Annotated in this window: 17 protein-coding genes; 11 read left to right on the top strand and 6 right to left on the bottom strand. The window is 70.9% G+C overall.

Annotated elements, in window-relative coordinates:
- Positions 1-89: 89 nt before the first annotated feature.
- The 6 genes from OHS58_RS31720 to OHS58_RS31695 all read left to right on the top strand — a co-directional run bounded on the left by OHS58_RS31720 (position 90) and on the right by OHS58_RS31695 (position 6,381).
- Positions 90-1,112, top strand: coding sequence for an ABC transporter ATP-binding protein (locus tag OHS58_RS31720; protein WP_326951677.1), 1,023 nt, complete (start codon positions 90-92; stop codon positions 1,110-1,112).
- Entirely contained in the window at positions 1,109-2,089 is a 981-nt protein-coding gene (locus OHS58_RS31715; RefSeq protein ID WP_247058240.1) for an ABC transporter permease, read from the top strand. The genes OHS58_RS31720 and OHS58_RS31715 overlap by 4 nt, the downstream gene beginning before the upstream one ends.
- A gap of 1 nt (position 2,090) precedes the next feature.
- Positions 2,091-3,086, top strand: coding sequence for an ABC transporter permease (locus tag OHS58_RS31710; RefSeq protein WP_328644948.1), 996 nt, complete (start codon positions 2,091-2,093; stop codon positions 3,084-3,086).
- Positions 3,083-4,075 carry an ABC transporter ATP-binding protein gene (locus tag OHS58_RS31705; protein WP_326944603.1) on the top strand — a complete coding sequence of 331 codons (993 nt, stop codon included), beginning with the start codon at positions 3,083-3,085 and terminating at the stop codon, positions 4,073-4,075. Before OHS58_RS31710 ends, OHS58_RS31705 begins: the two co-directional genes overlap by 4 nt.
- A gap of 41 nt (positions 4,076-4,116) precedes the next feature.
- Positions 4,117-5,520 (top strand): GH1 family beta-glucosidase, encoded by a 1,404-nt coding sequence (locus OHS58_RS31700; protein WP_326957458.1) that lies wholly within the window; start codon positions 4,117-4,119, stop codon positions 5,518-5,520.
- A 231-nt stretch (positions 5,521-5,751) separates the two neighbouring features.
- Complete coding sequence (locus tag OHS58_RS31695) at positions 5,752-6,381, top strand: DUF2306 domain-containing protein (RefSeq protein ID WP_442788319.1); 630 nt, start codon at positions 5,752-5,754, stop codon at positions 6,379-6,381.
- On the opposite strand, the gene OHS58_RS31690 is transcribed toward OHS58_RS31695, so the two are convergent.
- Together OHS58_RS31690 and OHS58_RS31685 are read right to left on the bottom strand one after the other, a co-directional pair.
- Positions 6,338-7,492: an acyl-CoA dehydrogenase family protein gene (locus OHS58_RS31690; RefSeq protein WP_328644946.1), complete on the bottom strand. Its 1,155-nt coding sequence runs from the start codon at positions 7,490-7,492 to the stop codon at positions 6,338-6,340. The two genes, OHS58_RS31695 and OHS58_RS31690, sit on opposite strands and share 44 nt — an antisense overlap.
- Positions 7,489-9,831 (bottom strand): bifunctional salicylyl-CoA 5-hydroxylase/oxidoreductase, encoded by a 2,343-nt coding sequence (locus OHS58_RS31685; RefSeq protein WP_328644945.1) that lies wholly within the window; start codon positions 9,829-9,831, stop codon positions 7,489-7,491. The genes OHS58_RS31690 and OHS58_RS31685 overlap by 4 nt, the downstream gene beginning before the upstream one ends.
- A 66-nt stretch (positions 9,832-9,897) precedes the next feature.
- Here OHS58_RS31685 and OHS58_RS31680 point away from each other — a divergent pair, with 66 nt between their 5' ends.
- Positions 9,898-10,290, top strand: coding sequence for a RidA family protein (locus OHS58_RS31680; RefSeq protein ID WP_326944598.1), 393 nt, complete (start codon positions 9,898-9,900; stop codon positions 10,288-10,290).
- A gap of 48 nt (positions 10,291-10,338) precedes the next feature.
- On the opposite strand, the gene OHS58_RS31675 is transcribed toward OHS58_RS31680, so the two are convergent.
- Entirely contained in the window at positions 10,339-11,193 is an 855-nt protein-coding gene (locus tag OHS58_RS31675) for a PaaX family transcriptional regulator (protein ID WP_326944597.1), read from the bottom strand.
- A gap of 288 nt (positions 11,194-11,481) precedes the next feature.
- Between OHS58_RS31675 and OHS58_RS31670 the strand changes: the two genes are divergently transcribed.
- Genes OHS58_RS31670 through OHS58_RS31660 form a run of 3 tightly spaced genes read left to right on the top strand, consistent with a single transcriptional unit; the run spans position 11,482 to position 13,370 of the window.
- Positions 11,482-12,159 carry a GNAT family N-acetyltransferase gene (locus OHS58_RS31670; RefSeq protein WP_328644944.1) on the top strand — a complete coding sequence of 226 codons (678 nt, stop codon included), beginning with the start codon at positions 11,482-11,484 and terminating at the stop codon, positions 12,157-12,159.
- 43 nt (positions 12,160-12,202) lie between these two features.
- Positions 12,203-12,973 (top strand): hypothetical protein, encoded by a 771-nt coding sequence (locus tag OHS58_RS31665; protein WP_328644943.1) that lies wholly within the window; start codon positions 12,203-12,205, stop codon positions 12,971-12,973.
- A gap of 37 nt (positions 12,974-13,010) precedes the next feature.
- A complete protein-coding gene (locus OHS58_RS31660; RefSeq protein WP_328644942.1) occupies positions 13,011-13,370 on the top strand; it encodes a PLDc N-terminal domain-containing protein in 360 nt (119 codons plus the stop codon).
- A 1-nt stretch (position 13,371) separates the two neighbouring features.
- Here OHS58_RS31660 and OHS58_RS31655 read toward each other — a convergent pair whose 3' ends face one another.
- Positions 13,372-13,836, bottom strand: coding sequence for a MarR family winged helix-turn-helix transcriptional regulator (locus OHS58_RS31655; protein ID WP_328644941.1), 465 nt, complete (start codon positions 13,834-13,836; stop codon positions 13,372-13,374).
- A gap of 145 nt (positions 13,837-13,981) precedes the next feature.
- On the opposite strand from OHS58_RS31655, the gene OHS58_RS31650 reads away from it, so the two are divergent.
- Positions 13,982-14,377 carry a nitroreductase family deazaflavin-dependent oxidoreductase gene (locus OHS58_RS31650; RefSeq protein WP_328649890.1) on the top strand — a complete coding sequence of 132 codons (396 nt, stop codon included), beginning with the start codon at positions 13,982-13,984 and terminating at the stop codon, positions 14,375-14,377.
- Here OHS58_RS31650 and OHS58_RS31645 read toward each other — a convergent pair.
- A complete protein-coding gene (locus tag OHS58_RS31645) occupies positions 14,358-15,548 on the bottom strand; it encodes an acyltransferase family protein (protein WP_328649889.1) in 1,191 nt (396 codons plus the stop codon). The genes OHS58_RS31650 and OHS58_RS31645 overlap by 20 nt on opposite strands.
- 56 nt (positions 15,549-15,604) lie before the next feature.
- Complete coding sequence (locus OHS58_RS31640) at positions 15,605-16,510, bottom strand: LysR family transcriptional regulator (protein ID WP_328644940.1); 906 nt, start codon at positions 16,508-16,510, stop codon at positions 15,605-15,607.
- Positions 16,511-16,522: the final 12 nt, after the last annotated feature.

The following is a 16,522-nucleotide window of genomic DNA, read 5'->3' as shown; positions in this document are numbered from 1 at the left end:
AACACGGGGACGGCCACGGCGACGCCGCGGCCGCCCCGGCCCCCTCCGATCCGGCCGAGGCCGGATCGGAGGGGGAAACCCCCGGTGCGGTGGTCCTCGAGGCGGAGGGCCTGACCAAGCACTTCCCGGTGCGGCGCAAGGGACGCGCCGGGCTCACCGGCCCGCGCCGCGCCGTCCAGGCCGTCGACGACGTCTCCCTGACGTTGCGGCGGGGGCGGGTCACCGCTCTGGTCGGCGAGTCCGGCTCGGGCAAGTCGACCGTCGCGCGGCTGCTCGCGGGGCTCTACCCGCGCACCGGCGGCGACATCCGGCTGCACGGCGAGACCGTGAACGTGCGGCACGGCAAGGCCTTCCGGGCCTACTGCCGCCGGGTGCAGATGATCTTCCAGGACCCGTTCGCGTCGCTGAACCCGGTGCACACCGTCCGGTACCACCTGACGCGGGCGCTGAAGATCCACGGCCGGGCCGGCGACGACCTGGAGCAGGCGCTGCACGACCTGCTCCTGCGCGTCCAGATGACGCCGCCCGAGCGCTACATCGACAAGTTCCCGCACGAGCTGTCCGGCGGGCAGCGCCAGCGCGTCGCGATCGCACGGGCCCTCGGCGCCGACCCGGAGGCCCTGCTGGCCGACGAGCCGGTGTCCATGTTGGACGTCTCCATCCGGCTCGGTGTGCTGAACCTGTTGCGGGACCTCAAGGAACGCCTGCACCTCGCGATCCTCTACATCACCCACGACATCGCGTCGGCGCGCTACTTCGCCGACGAGACGATGGTGATGTACGCCGGCCGGATGGTCGAAGGCGGCGACAGCGAGACGATCACGCAGCGCCCGGCGCACCCGTACACGCGCCTGCTCATCGAATCCGCGCCCGACCCCGACCGGCTCCAGGTCGCCGCCGGGGACAGCGACCTCGCACCCGGTGAGGTGCCCGTCGAGCGCGGGGCCGGCGAGCCGCCGAGCCTGATCGACCCGCCGTCCGGCTGCCGGTTCCACCCGCGCTGCCCGGTCGCGATGGAACGCTGCAAGACCGACCTGCCGCCGCGGTTCGAGGTCGACGACGCGCCCGGCCACTGGGCCGCGTGCTGGCTGTACGACGGGGCCGCCCGATGAGGTACCTGCTGCAACGGCTGGCCTTCTACCTCTTCACGGCGTGGGCCGCCGTCACCATCAACTTCTTCATCCCGCGGCTGATCCCGGGTGACCCGGTGCAGTCGCTGATCACGAAGAACCAGGGCACGCTCAGCGCCGACGCGATCCAGTCCCTGTACGTCCTCTTCGGACTGGACAAGAACGAAAGCATGGTGACCCAGTACTTCCACTACTGGGCCCAGCTCTTCCGCGGCGACCTCGGGCTGTCGTTCACGTTCTTCCCGACGCCGGTCACCGAGGTGCTCGGCGACAGTCTGCCGTGGACGATCATCCTGGTCGGCATCACGACGATCATCGGCTTCCTGATCGGCACCGGCCTCGGTGTGGTCGCCGGCTGGAAGCGCGGTTCGTGGGTCGACGGCCTGCTCCCGGTGACGACGTTCCTCTCGTCGGTGCCGTACTTCTGGCTCGGCCTGATCGCCCTGACGCTGCTGGCCGGGCCGGGGAGCTTCTTCCCGTCGTCCGGCGGGTACGACCCGGGCCTGATCCCCGGCTGGGACCCCGACTTCATCGGCAGCGCGATCCAGCACAGCCTGCTGCCCGCGATCACCATCCTGATCAGCTCGATGGGCAGCTGGATCCTGGGCATGCGCAACATGATGGTGACCGTCGCGTCGGAGGACTACGTCACCGTCGCGCACGCCAAGGGCCTGTCCGAACGCCGGGTCGCGGTCGGTTACGCGGCGCGCAACGCGCTGCTGCCGAGCGTCTCCGGGTTCGCGCTGGCGCTCGGGTTCATCGTCGGCGGCACGCTGCTCGTGGAGATCGTCTTCTCCTACCCCGGAGTCGGCTTCGAGCTGTTCCAAGCGGTCGGCTCGCAGGACTACCCGCTGATGCAGGGCATCTTCCTGATCATCACGCTGTCGGTGCTGGTGGCGAACCTCCTCGCGGACGTCGCCTACCTCGCGCTCGACCCGCGGACCCGGAAGGCGGGCTGACATGGCGGTACCAGCAGCGGACGTCAAGGCCGCCCAGGCCCTCCCGATCGACGCCATCGCCGGGCGCGCCAAGCGGCGCCGGTTCCGGTTCCTCACCGGCGGCAAGACGATCACCGGGCTCAGCGTCATCGTGTTCTTCCTGATCATCGCGGTGATCGGTGAGTGGATCGCGCCGTTCGACCCGTCGGCCCGCAGCAACGACCTGCTCGAAGGGCCGTCGGGCCGGCACTGGTTCGGCACCACGCACCTCGGCCAGGACATCTTCAGCCAGGTCCTGGTCGGCACCCGCAGCGTCATGCTCGTCGGGCTGACCGCCGGCGTGGTGGCGACGATCCTCGCGGTCGTCGTCGGCGTCACGTCCGGTTACCTCGGCGGGACGCCGGGTGAAGGACTCTCCGCACTGTCCAATGTGTTCCTCGTGATCCCGGCGCTGCCGCTGATCATCATCATCGGCAGCGCGCTGCCGAGCGGTGGTGATTACCTGGTCGCGGTGGTCATCGGGTTCACGTCGTGGGCGTGGGGCGCGCGGGTCCTTCGTGCGCAGACCCTTTCGTTGAGAGGCCGGGAATACGTCGAAGCGGCGCGCGCCACCGGCGAGTCGACGTGGCGGATCATCTTCTTCGAGATCCTGCCGAACCTGACGGCGGTGATCGCGTCCAGCTTCGTCGGCACGGTGATCTTCGGCGTGATGTCGGAGATCACGCTGGCGTTCGTCGGCGTCTCGAGCTTTTCGAACTGGAACTGGGGCACGATCCTGTTCTGGGCGCAGAGCCAGCAGGCGCTGGCCCAGGGCGCTTGGTGGTGGTTCGTGCCGGCCGGGCTGGCGATCGCCGTCCTCGGCACCGCGCTGTCCCTGCTGAACTTCGGCATCGACGAGTTCGTCAGCCCGCGGCTGCGCGGCAGCGGCAAGGCGAAGGTGAAGGACATCCACGGACGCACGCAGCACATGCGAGTGGGCTTCACGCCCGTGCTCGGGCGGGAGGAACAGGCATCATGACACCGGTCCTGGAGATCAAGGGCCTCGACGTCGACTACGGCGTCGGCGACGAGGCCGTGCGCGCGGTGCGCGACGTGCACCTGACGCTCAACCGCGGCGAAGTCCTCGGCCTGGCCGGGGAAAGCGGCAGCGGGAAGTCCACTTTGGCCTACGGGCTGACGCGGCTGCTCGCACCGCCGGGCGTGATCCGCGGCGGCGAGGTGATCTACCACCCCGAGAACGCCGAGCCGTACGACGTCCTGAAGCTGACCCACAAGCAGCTGCGCGACTTCCGCTGGGCCGAGACGTCGATCGTGTTCCAGGGCGCGATGAACTCGCTGAACCCGGTGCACAAGGTCGTCACCCAGCTCGTCGACGTCATCAAGGCGCACGAGCCGGACACGACCCGCGCCGGGCGGGTGGCCCGGGCGAAGGAGCTGCTGAAGCTGGTCGGCATCTCGGCCGACCGGCTGGAGGCCTACCCGCACCAGCTCTCGGGCGGCATGCGCCAGCGCGTGATGATCGCGATGGCGCTGGCGCTCGAACCACGCGTGGTCATCATGGACGAGCCGACCACTGCGCTCGACGTCGTGATGCAGCGCCAGATCCTCGGCCAGCTCGTGGAACTGCGTGAGCGGCTGGGCTTCTCGGTCCTGTTCATCACGCACGACCTCTCACTGCTGGTCGAGTTCTCCGACCGGATCGCGATCATGTACGGCGGCCGGATCGTCGAACAGGCCCCGGCGTCGGCGCTCTACCGGGACGCGCTGCACCCGTACAGCTACGGCCTGCTGAACTCGTTCCCCGCGCTGCGGGGTCCGCGACGCGAGCTCAGCGGGATCCCGGGTTCACCGCCGGACACGCGGGGCATGCCGGCCGGCTGCGCGTTCCACCCGCGGTGCCCCAAGGCCTTCGAGCCGTGCGACTCGAAGGTGCCCGTGCTGGGCCTGCCCGGCGGCGACGCGTCGCGCGAAGTGGCGTGTTTCCTGCACCCCGTCGCAACCCCCTGAACGTCGCCCGTCCTGTCCGGTACCACTGGAGGAGAGCCGCCTTGACCGAGACCACAGCCGCGACCGCGCAGCAGCAGGCGTTGATCGACAGCCTGCCGCCGGACTTCCGCTGGGGCGTGGCCACCGCCGCGTACCAGATCGAAGGAGCGGTCTCCGAAGACGGGCGCACACCGTCCATTTGGGACACTTTCTGCCAGGTCCCGTGGGCGATCGACAACAATGACAACGGTGACATCGCCTGCGATCACTACCACCGGATGCCCGAAGACATCGGGTTGGTCAGTGAACTGGGCGCGGACACCTACCGGTTTTCCGTGGCGTGGCCCCGGATCCAGCCGCGCGGCCGCGGCCCGGTCAACGAGGCGGGCATCGGGTTCTACGACCGGCTGGTCGACGAGACGCTCGGCAAGGGCATCACGCCGTGGCTGACGCTCTACCACTGGGACCTGCCGCAGGAGCTCGAAGACGCGGGCGGCTGGCCGGCGCGGGACACGGCGTACCGCTTCGCGGACTACGCGATGCTGGTGTTCGACCGCCTCAAGGACCGCGTGCGGCACTGGACGACGTTGAACGAGCCGTGGTGCTCGGCGATGCACGGGTACGTGCACGGCGTGATGGCGCCGGGCCGCCGGGACTACGCGGCCGGGCTGCACGCGGTGCACCACCTGCTGCTGGGCCACGGCCTCGCGACGCAGCGAATGCGCGAAGCCGCGCCGGCGGACACGGAGTTCGGCATCACGCTGAACATGTGCACCGCCGACCCGGCGACCGACGCGCCGGAAGACGTCCGCGCGGCGCGGCAGGCGGACGGGCTGGGCGTCCGGATCTACCTGGACCCGCTGGTGCGCGGGGAGTACCCGGAAGACGTGGTCGAGGACCTGGCCGCGCGCGGTGTCAAGCTGCCGGTGCAGGACGGCGACCTGGAGATCATCTCGGCCCCGCTGGACTTCCTGGGCGTCAACTACTACTTCGGCCAGCAGTTCTCCGGCGTCGACGAGCAGGGCAGCGCGGTCGACTCGGACGGCGTCCCGACGTCCCGCACGGTGCCGTTCGGCGAGCCGACGACGGCGATGGGCTGGGAGATCCTGCCGGACAAGTTCACCGAATTGCTGACCCGCCTGGGCCGCGACTACCCGGGCGTCCCGATGTACATCACGGAGAACGGCTCGGCGTTCGACGACGACCCGGATTCGAGCGGCTTCGTCCGCGACGAGCAGCGCACGGCGTACCTGGCCTCGCACATCGCCGCGGTGGCGGCGGCGCGCAACGCGGGCGCGGACGTCCGGGGCTACTTCGCCTGGTCCCTTTTGGACAACTTCGAGTGGGCTTACGGCTACGCGAAGCGGTTCGGCCTGATCCGGGTGGACTACGAGACGCAGGAGCGCACGGTCAAGCAGAGCGGCCTCTTCTACCGCGACACGGTCCGCCGGGTCCGCGGCAGCTGAGCGACGTCCGTGAAGGCCTCCTTACCGGCTCTTATGGCCGGTAAGGAGGCCTTCACGGCTTTTCGGCGGTAAGGCGGGCCCCACCAGGGTGGCGGTGGCAGGCCCCATGGTTGGGCCCCGGGGATTTCCCTAGCTTCGTACGGGTAGCCGACCCTTGGGGGAACCATGAGTGTCCGGACCGAAATCAGACCCGCGCCACCGCAGCGGCCGCCGTGGTGGCGACGGCCGTGGATCGGGCCGCTCGCGTTGCTCGTGCTCGCTTTCCTGGCCTTCTCGCTGCCGCCGTACCTCGCCTTCGACCCGGCGCGGTCGCGGGTGCCGCAGCCGGCCGGCTTTCCCGCGCACTACTGGTTCCTCGTCGCCCACGTGATCTTCGGATCCGTCGCCATGGTGGGCGCCGTGCTGCAGATCTGGCCGTGGCTGCGCCGGACGTACCCCGTTTTCCACCGTTACGCCGGCCGCGCGTACGTCTTCGCCGGCGTGCTGCCGGCCGGGGTGATGGCGCTGACCATCGGTTCGCAGAGCCCCTTCGGGCCCACGACGCGGGTCAGTGACATCGTCGCGGCGCTGCTCTGGCTCGGCTGCACCTTCGCCGGCTGGCGCGCGGTGCGCGAGCGCCGCTTCGGCGACCACCGCAAGTGGATGATCCGCAGTGCGTCGTTGACGTTCTCGATCATCGTCAACCGGCTGATCACGCCGATCGCGATGGTCGTGCTGGAGCCGCAGATCCCGACCACGTTCGGCGGCAGCGAGCTGGCCTACTCGCAGAGCGTCGCGGCGATTTCGTCCTGGGGCGGTGTGGCGATCGCGCTCGTCTTCAGCCAGTGGTGGCTCGAGCGGAAGCCAGCCACCGCGCGATGATCGTCCGCTGGATCTCCGACGCCCCTTCGTAGATGCGCGGCGCGCGGACCTCGCGGTAGAGGTGCTCCAGCAGGTGCCCGCGCCGCAGGGCCCGGGCGCCGTGCAGCTGGACCGCCGAGTCGACGACGAACTGGGCGGCCTCGGTGGCGAACAGTTTCGCCATCGCCGCGCGGCCGCCGAGGTTCTGCTCACCCGCGTCGTACGCGCCCGCCGCCGCGTAGACGAGCAGCCGGGCGGCTTCGGTGCGCGTCGCCATCTCCGCCAGCGCGTGTGCCACCGCCTGCTGCTTGATCAGCGGGCCGCCAAAGGCTTCGCGCTGCCCGGTGTAGTCCACAGTGGCGTCGAGCGCGGCCTGCGCCATCCCGACGGCGAACGCGCCGACGCTGGGGCGGAACAGGTCCAGGGTTCGCATCGCGACCGCGAACCCGCGGTTCTCCTCGCCGAGCAGCTCTTCGCGCCGGACCTCGACGCCGTCGAACGTGACGGTGCCGATCGGGTGCGGGCTGACCAGGTCCAAGTGCTCGCCGCCGAGGCCCGGACGGTCGCCGGGGACGACGAACGCGCTGACGCCGCGAGAGCCCGCGCCTTCGGTGGTGCGCGCGAACACCGTGTAGAAGTCGGCCTCGGGGGCGTTGGAGATCCACATCTTCTCGCCGGTGAGGCGCCAGCCGTCGCCGTCGGGCTCGGCTTTCAGCGAGAGCGCGGCGGCGTCCGAACCGGCGTCCGGCTCGGTCAGCGCGAACGCCGCCACCGCGTCACCGGCCGCCACCGCGGGCAGCCACTTCGCGACCTGATCGTCCTGTCCGGACTGCAGGATCGGGTAACTTCCCAGGCCCTGCAACGCCAACGCCGTCTCGGCCTCGGTGCTGACGGTCGCAAGGTTCTCGCGCAGGATGCACAGGTCCGTCGCGGCGGCCTGGCGTGACGGCTTTCCGTCGGCGACGCCGGGGAAGAGCCGCGCGAGCAGGCCGAGCGCGCCCATCGCCTTGAGCAGCGGGCGGTTGACGGCACCCTCCACACCGGACTCGGCGAGCGGGCGCAGCTGCTCCTCGGCCAGCTTCCGGACGTCCGCCGCGAAGGCGTGCTGGTCCGCGTTCAGGGTGAAGGTCATCGGTCGCCTTCCGGTCGCCAGCGGGCGTGGGCGGTACCGGCCGGGCCCGACCGGACGAGGTCCAGCCGCGGTTCCGGGCCGTCACTGCGGCCGGTCTGCGGCTTGCGGTTGCCCGCGGCGAACTGCTTCGGCCAGGCGATCGGATAGCCCTGCTCGGCCGCCGCGTGCAACGTCCACTGTGGATCGTAGAGGTGCGTGCGGCCCAGCGCGCACAGGTCCGCGCGGCCGGCCAGGATCAGCGAGTTGACGTCGTCGTACGACGAGATCGCGCCGACGGCGATCACCGCGATGCCGTACTCCTGTCCGATCTCGTTGCGGATCCGGTCGGCGTACGGCGTCTGGTAACTACGGCCGTACTGCGGCTTCTCGTCGCACACGACCTGACCGGTCGAGACGTCGATACCGTTCGCCCCGTGGGAAGCGAAGGCGCGCGCGATCTCGACGGCGTCGTCGGCGTCGATGCCGCCGTCCGCCCAGTCGGTCGCCGAGATCCGGACGGTCATCGGCCGCTCGGCGGGCCACACCGCACGGACCGCGTCGAAGACTTCGAGCGGGAAGCGCAGCCGGTTCTCCAGCGAGCCGCCGTAGCCGTCGGTCCGCTGGTTCGTCAGCGGGGAAAGGAAAGAAGAGAGCAGGTAGCCGTGCGCGCAGTGCAGTTCGAGGACGTCGAACCCGGCGCGGGCGGCGGCTTCGGCGCACGCGACGAACTCGTCCCGGATCGCCGTCATGTCCGTTGTGGACAGTTCGCGGGGGACTTGGTTCCGCTCGGAGTACGGCAGCGCCGAAGGTCCGCAGACTTCCCAGTTGTCCGACGGCAGTGGCTCGTCGATGCCGTCCCACATGAGCTTTGTCGAGCCTTTGCGGCCGGAGTGTCCCAATTGGACGCCGATGCGAGCGGGCGACTGGGCGTGCACGAAGTCGACGACCCGCTTCCACCCGGCTTCCTGCTCGGCCGTGTAGAGGCCGCCGCAACCGGGCGTGATCCGGCCTTCGGGCGAGACGCAGACCATCTCCGTCATCACCAGCCCGGCGCCGCCGAGGGCTTTGCTGCCCAGGTGCACCAGATGGAAGTCGCCCGGAACGCCGTCGACCGCGGAGTACATGTCCATCGGCGAGACGATGATCCGGTTCGGCAGCTCCAGTTCGCCGAGCTTGAACGGCTGGAACATCGGCGGCCGCGACGTCGTGCCGAGCGAGCGCGCGAACCAGTGGTCCAGCTCGGCGGCGAACTCCGGATCACGCAGGCGGAGGTTGTCGTAGGTGACGCGGCGGCTGCGCGTGAGGATGTTGAACGCGAACTGCGGCGGGTCCTGGTGGGCGTACTGCGCGATGTTCTCGAACCACTCCAGGCTGGCCTGCGCGGCGCGCTGGGTCGACGTCACGACCGGCCGCCGTTCCAGCTCGTACGCCTTGAGCGCCTCCGCGACGCCCGCGTTTTCGTGCAGGCACGCGGCCAGCGCGAGCGCGTCCTCCATCGCCAGCTTCGTGCCGGAGCCGATCGAGAAGTGCGCGGTGTGCGCGGCGTCGCCGAGGAGGACGACGTTGCCGTGCACCCAGGTCTCGCAGCGCACGGTGCCGAACGTGACCCACTTCGAGTTGTTCGCCATGACGGCGTGGCCCTGCAGGACGTCGGCACAGAGTTCGCGGATCAGCGAAATCGAGTTCTCGTCGCTCTCGCCGGGCTTGAGCGCGGTCGCCGCGACGGGGGCGAACGTCCGCTGCCAGACGTCCTCCTGCACTTCGAGGATGAACGTGCTGCCCTCGCGGCCGTACGGGTAGCCGTGGATCTGCATGTTCCCGGCCGGCGTCTCGAGGACGTAGAACTTGAAGGCGTCGAACACCAGGTCCGTGCCGAGCCAGATGTAGCGGCACCGGCGCGTCTCGACGCTCGGCCGGAAGTGCTCGGCGTGTTTCGCGCGGACCGCGGAGTTGACGCCGTCGGCGGCGATGACCAGGTCGTAGGCCGACAAGTCGACCGGCGCCTCTTCGTGGAAGCGCAGCTCGACGCCGAGTTCCGCGCAGCGGTCCTGCAGGATGCCGAGCAGGCGCTTGCGGCTCATCGCGGCGAAGCCGTGGCCGCCCGAGGTCGTGACGGTGCCGCGGTAGTGGACGTCGATGTCGTCCCAGCGGGCGAACTCGGCGCGCATGGCCTCGTGCACGGCCGCGTCGGCGTGCTCGATGCCGCCGAGCGTCTCGTCCGAGAACACCACGCCGAAGCCGAAGGTGTCGTCGGGCGCGTTGCGCTCCCAGACGGTGATGTCGTGACCCGGGCCGAGCTGTTTCGTCAGCGCGGCGAAGTACAGGCCCGCCGGGCCGCCGCCGATGACCGCGATACGCACGCCGTCCAGGGTATGTCGTCATGCGTACGACCGTCAATGAGGCGAAAGATGGGCTACCGTGTCCGCATGGAACGCATCAACCCGCCGGAGCTGGGCAAGCCGTCCGGGTTCTCGCACGCGGTGGTCGCCGAGGGGCGCGTCGTCTTCCTCGCCGGGCAGACCGCGCTGGACGCGTCGAACCGGATCGTCGGCGACGGCGTCGTCGAGCAGTTCGAGCGCGCGCTGGGCAACCTGCTGACGTCGCTGCGCGCGGCCGGCGGCGCACCCGCGGACCTCTGCAGCGTGACGATCTACATCGTCGACATGGCCGACTACCGGGCGCACGCGCGTGAGATCGGCGCGGTCTGGCGGCGGCTTGCGGGCACCGAGTACCCGGCGATGGCCGGCATCGGCGTCGACCGGCTCTGGGACGAAGAGGCGCTGGTCGAGGTCCAAGGCTTCGCGGTCGTGAGTGGTTAGGGCGGTTAGAACCGCCCTAACCACTCACGACAAGCCGCGGCAGAGGACTCAGCCGAGGTTGATCGCCTTCGAGACGTAGGCGCGGGCCGGGTCCTCCAGCCGGGCGTGCAGCTCGAAGAACAGCTCGGCCGCGCGGATGCCAGACCAGTCGCGCGGCAGGAACTCCGCGGGCAGGCCGGGGTCGAGGTAGGGCATCCGCCGCCAGCCGGTGAGCACCCGGACGTAGTCGCCGAAGGCCTCTTCGTCGGCGACGGACTTGCGCCGCTGCCAGCGTCGCAGCGCCGGGCCGTGCTCGTCGAGGAACGTCGTGTACAGCTCGTCGAGCCGGTCGAGGTCCCACCAGTCGCGGACCTTCGCCGCGACGTCGCCGAAGGCCAGGTGGTCGGCCCGGAAGAGGTCGGCGTACCCGGCGAGACCGAGGCGGGTCAGCGCCTCGGCCGTGACGTCGTGCAGGTGCGCGGGCGCGATCCAGACGCCCGAGGCGGCGGTGCCGAAGCCCATCCGGGCGAGCTGGGTGCGCAGCAGGTGCCGCTTGTGCCGCTCGGTCTCGGGCACCGAGAACACCGCGAGCAGCCAGCCGTCGGCCGGAGTCGCGCGCTCCCGGCGGAAGATCCGCTCGTCACCTTCGCGCAGGATCCCGCGGGCGTCGTCGGACAGCTCGTAGCCCGCGGTGGCGTTGCGCCGCACGGCCTCGAGGATCCCGCGCCGCTTCAGCCGGGAGATCGACGAGCGCACGGCGGGCTCGTCGACCCCGACGGCGGCCAGCAGATCGATCAGCGACGCGACGGAAAGCCAGCCGCCTTCGGTGCGCGAATAGAGGCCGTACACCGTCACGATGAGCTGACGAGGCTGGGCCGCACGGCCGGAGCCGTCCAGTTCGGTCGCCTCGGGTACGGCCGTCATCGGGTCACAATAACAACCGGCCGCCGACGGCTCCGCTACGATTTCGCCGCGATGCCGCGGGAGCCTGGGGCGATGACGCGGCCCCGGCGACCGGGTTCGGCGCGAGGTACCGGCGGCGGCCGGAGCCGCGACGACCACTCCGGCGGACGGCCGCCGCGATTCGCGAGCCGCGCCGGAAGAACGGGAGCACTCCCGGCGTCGTTGCCGCGAGGTGTCGGCGGCGGCCGGAGCCGCGTCCTGGCCGTAACGAGCACTGCCGCGAGCTCGCTCCGCTACGATTTCGCCGCGATGCTGCCAGCCACCAAGGGGATCTTCGACCGGCTCAGCCGGCGCGGGCGCCTGATGTCCAAGCGGGCCTGCGACCGGTCCGGCCATGTGGTGCGCACCGGGCGCTTCCTGTTCCGCACGCCCACCGCCTGGGAGTACGCCGCCGCGGTCGCCTGTGGGAGTGATCCGGCCGCGCAGCGGTGGCTCGGCTGGCAGCGCGACTCCATCGTCGCGCGGGGGGCTCGTGCGGACGCGTTGCGCGTCGTGCCCGGTACCGGGCCGGACTGGGTGTCGCCGGATCCGCAGTCGATCGACCTGGTGATGATCGACATCGAGGCCGGCCGGTGCGTCGGGCTGGTCAGCGTGCACACCGGCGAGGACGGCGGGCCGGAGACCGGTGGTTACCTCGCCCCCGACTACCGCGGCCGCGGCATCGGCCGGACGCTCTTCGCCACCGGGCTCGTCCTGGCGCACGACCACCTCGGCCTGCCGCGGGTGCGCGCCGGCGCGGAGGTCGGCAACGTCGCGAGCGCGCGGTCGCTGCAGGCCGCGGGGCTCGCCCGCGTCGCCGGCCCGCCGACCTACCGGCTGCCCGACGGCCGAGTCACCGAGGCCTGGTGGTTCGAGCACGCCGTCCCGCGGGTGACGCGCTGCGCCGGCCCGCAGGCGACCTGGTTCCCGGCGACGTCGGCGCTCTGAAACTTCGGCGGGCGCCGACGTTTCCCGCGCCTACGGTCACCGCATGACCCAGCTGACCGCCCCGGTGCCACCCGTTCCCGCCCACGTCCCGCCCGGCGGTGTCGCCTGGCTGCGCGCATCCGTCGCCCGCTTCAGCAACGGCGCCGACCACGTCCGGCGGCGCGCCCTCGCCGTGTCGCTGCTCGCCGGGATCGACGAGAACGCGTTGCGGGACAAGGCTTTTGCGTGGACCCAGCGGATCGTGGAGTTGGTCGAAGACGTCGATGTGATGGCCGTGATCGCCCGGCCGGTGCCGGTCGGCGTGCTCGCGGAGGCGCTGGGGCTGCCGGACGTCTCGGCGGACGTCGCCCTGGTCGCGGCCGCGTACCACCCGCACGTCACGCCCTCCGAGGCGGCGGAAGCCGCGATGGGACGGCTGATCGACGCGTGCGGGGGAGCCGACGAACACGCGGCCGCCCGGATCGGCCTGCTCGTCCAGGCCTGCGACGCCACCGCCGGCCTGATCGGCAACGCGCTTTCCGCGCGGCTGGCCGGAAAACCGGGCGAGCTGCTGGCCGATCCGCCGGTGCTGCGCACGCGCCGCCGCGTCGACGGTGAGGACGTCTCCGTCGAACTCACCGGGACGCCGTTCGGCGCCGGACCGCGCGAATGCCCGGGGCCGGCGCACGCGATCGCCCTCGCGACCGGGGTTCTCCAGGCGTTGCGGGGTTTCCGCCTGACAGAAGCGGAAACGGCGTGGGTGTCGTCGCCGAATCTCCGGATGCCCCAAGTACTCCGGGTGACCCGTGGAAGTTCTGCCGGTGGCCTCTGCTAGAACTACCGCGTTCATTTCTCTGGGGGAAGGCCGGAAATTGCTGTACATGGATGGGCTGCTCGGTTTCGTCACGCTCGGGCTGTGGATCTTCTGCCTGGTCGACGTGATCACCACGGACGAGTCGTCGTGCCGCAACCTGCCGAAGACGTTGTGGCTGCTGCTGGTGCTGCTGGTGCCGCTGGTCGGGTCGATCGTCTGGCTGATCGCGGGGCGGCCGCAGCAGGTGTCGCGCGCCACCGGCCGCTACGAGCGCACCGCGCCCGCGTTCCCGGAGTACGACCGGCCGGGCCGGTTCGCGGCGACGAGCGCGGATGACGACGACGAGTTCCTCCGCAAGTGCCGCGAGCGCGCGGAAGCGCAGCGGAAGCTGGCGCGCGAGAAGGGCAGCGACGCCTGAGCTAGCAGGCGGGGCCTTCGCAGGAGCCGCGTTCGTAGGCCTGCAGCGTCGAGATCACCAGCTTGCGCTCGGCCGGCGTCAACGGCGTGAGCGCGTTGCTCCACGCTTGCGCGCCGCGGGCCAGCCAGGCGTCGACGGCGGGGCGCTTGTCCGGCTGGATGCTGACGATCGTGCGGCGGCGGTCGGCGGGGTCTTCGGCGCGGTTCAGCACGCCCTGGCGGCTGAGGTCGCCGACCATCAGGCTCGCCGTCGTCGGCGCCACCTCCAGGCGGCCGGCCAGCTCGGTGACCGTCATCGGGCCGTCGAAGAGCAGGTAGGACAGCAGCGAGAGGTGCCGCGGCGCCAGCGTGCAGCCGTTGAGCTCGTCGGGGACCGGAGTGCGCTTCGCCCGGCCGACCAGGCGCGGCATGAGCAACAGGAGCTGCCGCACGCCGTCTTCGACACTCGGCCCGGCTTCCGTTGACATCGCACTCCTCCCGTCGGTAGCTTTGTTTGCAAAACAAACGCTTCGGCCGCTCCCGAGCCTACCTCGGGGTACCGATCGAGCGTACCGGCAAGAAACAGGGGTTGAGATGACGTCCGAGGTTCCGGGTTTGACCGAAGTTCGCGCGATGAACCAGGGGGTCGCCGAGGAGTTCCGCGCGAACAAGGGTGTCGTCGGCGGCATGTTCGAGGGCAAGAACGTGCTGCTGCTCACGACGATCGGGGCGAAGAGCGGCGAAGAGCGCCTGTCCCCGCTGGTCTACACCCGCGACGGCGACCGCCTGGTGATCGCCGCGTCCATGGGTGGCGCGCCGAAGAACCCGTCGTGGTTCCACAACCTGGTCGCGAACCCGAAGGTGACGCTCGAGGTCGGCACCGAGAAGTTCGAGGCGACGGCCACCGTGATCGCCGACCGCGCCGAGCGCGACCGCCTGTACGCGGGCATGATCGCCCACGCCGAGGGCTTCGCCGACTACGAGAAGAAGACCGACCGGATCATCCCGATCATCGTCCTGGAGCGCTAGGAACCGACGTCCTGGCCGACGCCGGGGACGGCTCGACGCGAGGCTCGGCAGGCTGCTCGGCGGCCTCCCGCTCCTCGCGCCGGGCTTCCTTGCGCGTGATGAGCCGCTTGCCGACGTCGATCAGCGGTTTCTCCACCCAGCGGTGGATCAGGTCCGCGATCGCCAGGCCGACCAGGAACACCGTCAACGCAGTGACCGTGCGGTTCACCACGAGCCCCGGCACCGCCTGGACGACGGCGAAGTGCACCGGGCCCTGCAGCAGGTAGAGCGAGTACGACCGCTCGCCGACGAAGCGCATCGGCGCCGTGCCGAGCAGCCAGCCCAGTGGGCCCGGGCTGACCAGGACGATCAGCAGCAGCATCGTCAGCACCGTGTACCCCACGAGCAGCAGCAGGTTCTGCCGCGATTCGTTCCACAGGGTGTCGAGGTTCGTGTGCAGCAGGCCGAACGCGGCGACGATCGGGATCGCGGCCAGCGGGTGCGTCAGCGGCTTCAGCAGCGCGTACCCGCGGCGGTAGTGCAGCAGGATGGCCAGCAGGCAGCCGCTGGCCAGGATGAAGTAGTGGATGGTCGAGCGGTAGATCGCGACCTTCGAGTCGCCGAGGATCCAGCCGCCGGTGGTCAGCGGCACCAGGGCCAGCAGCGTGACCATCGCCACGCCGACCAGCAGGAACTTGCGCTTGGCCGCGCCGATCCCGATCGCGACCAGCAGGAACGGCCAGACCAGGTAGAACTTCTCTTCGATGCCCAGCGTCCACGAGCCGCTGAAGAAGTTGTCCGTGCCGTTGGTGAACGAGGGCAGGAACTCGTTGAGGAACGTCAGGTAGAACTTCAGCGCGTTCGGGAAGTCGCGGGCGTGGAACTCGCCGCGCAGGACGACGAACGCGACGATCCCGCCGAGGATCACCAGGTACGGCGGCAGGATCCGGAAGACGCGCCGGATGTAGAAGTTCGACAGCGAGATCCGGCCGGTGCGGTCCTGCTCGCGCAGCAGCAGCGTCGTGATCAGGAAGCCGGACAGCACGAAGAAGATGTAGACGCCGACCCAGCCCGACAGCCAGCCCCACTTCGGGCCGCCGAAGTGGAAGAAGATGACCATCGTCGCGGCCAGCGCGCGCAGGCCGTCGAGCCCGGGGAAGCGCCGGCTGCCGAGGTAGTCCTCATGGCTCATCGTGCGCAAGACGTTCCCCCATCAGTGTCACAGTCGGGGGCGAGTATAGGGCGTGGCTACGGACGCCCCGGCGGTGTGGGGCGGGGCAGGTGGGTCCGGGCGAACGCGATCAGGGCGCGGGCCGCCGGGCCGATCGGGCCCTCCGCGCGCCACGCCAGCGCCAGCACCCCGCGCAGCCGCGGCCGGACGATGTCGAGCACCCGCACGTCACCCTCGTGGTAGCGGGCCAGTGACTCCGGCACCACCGCCACGCCGAGGCCGCGCACCGCCAGCTGCACCAGCACGTTCGGGTCCGCCGCCTCGAACGCGATCCGCGGCGTCAGCCCTTCGGCCGCGAAGGCCCGGTCCAGCGCCGTGCGCAGGCCGGTGCCCTTCGGCAGGGCCATCAGCGGCGGCCCGGCCAGGTCGACCAGCGCGACCTCCGCGCGGCCGGCCAGCGGACCCGACGGCGCCGTGACGGCCAGGAACGGCTCGTCGATCAGCACCTGCGTCGTGATGCCCGGCGGCGGCTCGGCCGCGAGACCGACGACCGCCAGGTCGAGCCGGCCCTCCCGCAACGCCGTCAGCATCGTGTCGGAGTTGGCCTCGGCCAGCGTGATCTCCACCGCCGGGTAGCGCTCGTGGAACCCGGCCAGCAGGTCCGGCAGCCCGACCGGGCCCGCCGACGTCACGGCGCCGAGCGCGACCTGGCCGCGGACCAGTCCGGCCAGCTCGTCGACGGCTTCGCGCACGCCCTGCACCGCCGCGAGCGCGGCCCGGGCGTGCGGCAGCGCGGCCGCGCCGACGTCGGTGAGCCGGACGGTGCGGCCGGAGCGGTCCAGCAGCTCCTGGCCCAGCTCGCGCTCGAGCCGCCGGATCTGGGCGCTCACCCCGGGCTGGGCGACGTGCATCCGCTCCGCCGCGCGCGTGAAGTTGCCCTCCTCCGCGACGGCGACGAAGTACGCGAGCTGGTGCAGTTCCATAAGCACTGATTC

Origin of the sequence: Amycolatopsis sp. NBC_00348, from assembly GCF_036114655.1 — a bacterium.
GTDB lineage: Bacteria > Actinomycetota > Actinomycetes > Mycobacteriales > Pseudonocardiaceae > Amycolatopsis.
The sequence above is the reverse complement of the archived record's forward strand: the minus strand, read 5'-3'. Positions and strand labels throughout refer to the sequence as shown.

Bases quoted from the DNA above. Each gene is read 5' to 3' on its own strand.
- OHS58_RS31650 (WP_328649890.1), top strand. From the start codon at position 13,982: ATGAACCAGGGGGTCGCCGAGGAGTTCCGCGCGAACAAGGGTGTCGTC.
- OHS58_RS31665 (WP_328644943.1), top strand. From the start codon at position 12,203: ATGACCCAGCTGACCGCCCCGGTGCCACCCGTTCCCGCCCACGTCCCG.
- OHS58_RS31640 (WP_328644940.1), bottom strand. From the start codon at position 16,510: ATGGAACTGCACCAGCTCGCGTACTTCGTCGCCGTCGCGGAGGAGGGC.
- OHS58_RS31680 (WP_326944598.1), top strand. From the start codon at position 9,898: ATGGAACGCATCAACCCGCCGGAGCTGGGCAAGCCGTCCGGGTTCTCG.
- OHS58_RS31675 (WP_326944597.1), bottom strand. From the start codon at position 11,193: ATGACGGCCGTACCCGAGGCGACCGAACTGGACGGCTCCGGCCGTGCG.
- OHS58_RS31715 (WP_247058240.1), top strand. From the start codon at position 1,109: ATGAGGTACCTGCTGCAACGGCTGGCCTTCTACCTCTTCACGGCGTGG.
- OHS58_RS31690 (WP_328644946.1), bottom strand. From the start codon at position 7,492: ATGACCTTCACCCTGAACGCGGACCAGCACGCCTTCGCGGCGGACGTC.
- OHS58_RS31670 (WP_328644944.1), top strand. From the start codon at position 11,482: ATGCTGCCAGCCACCAAGGGGATCTTCGACCGGCTCAGCCGGCGCGGG.
- OHS58_RS31710 (WP_328644948.1), top strand. From the start codon at position 2,091: ATGGCGGTACCAGCAGCGGACGTCAAGGCCGCCCAGGCCCTCCCGATC.
- OHS58_RS31705 (WP_326944603.1), top strand. From the start codon at position 3,083: ATGACACCGGTCCTGGAGATCAAGGGCCTCGACGTCGACTACGGCGTC.
- OHS58_RS31655 (WP_328644941.1), bottom strand. From the start codon at position 13,836: ATGTCAACGGAAGCCGGGCCGAGTGTCGAAGACGGCGTGCGGCAGCTC.
- OHS58_RS31645 (WP_328649889.1), bottom strand. From the start codon at position 15,548: ATGAGCCATGAGGACTACCTCGGCAGCCGGCGCTTCCCCGGGCTCGAC.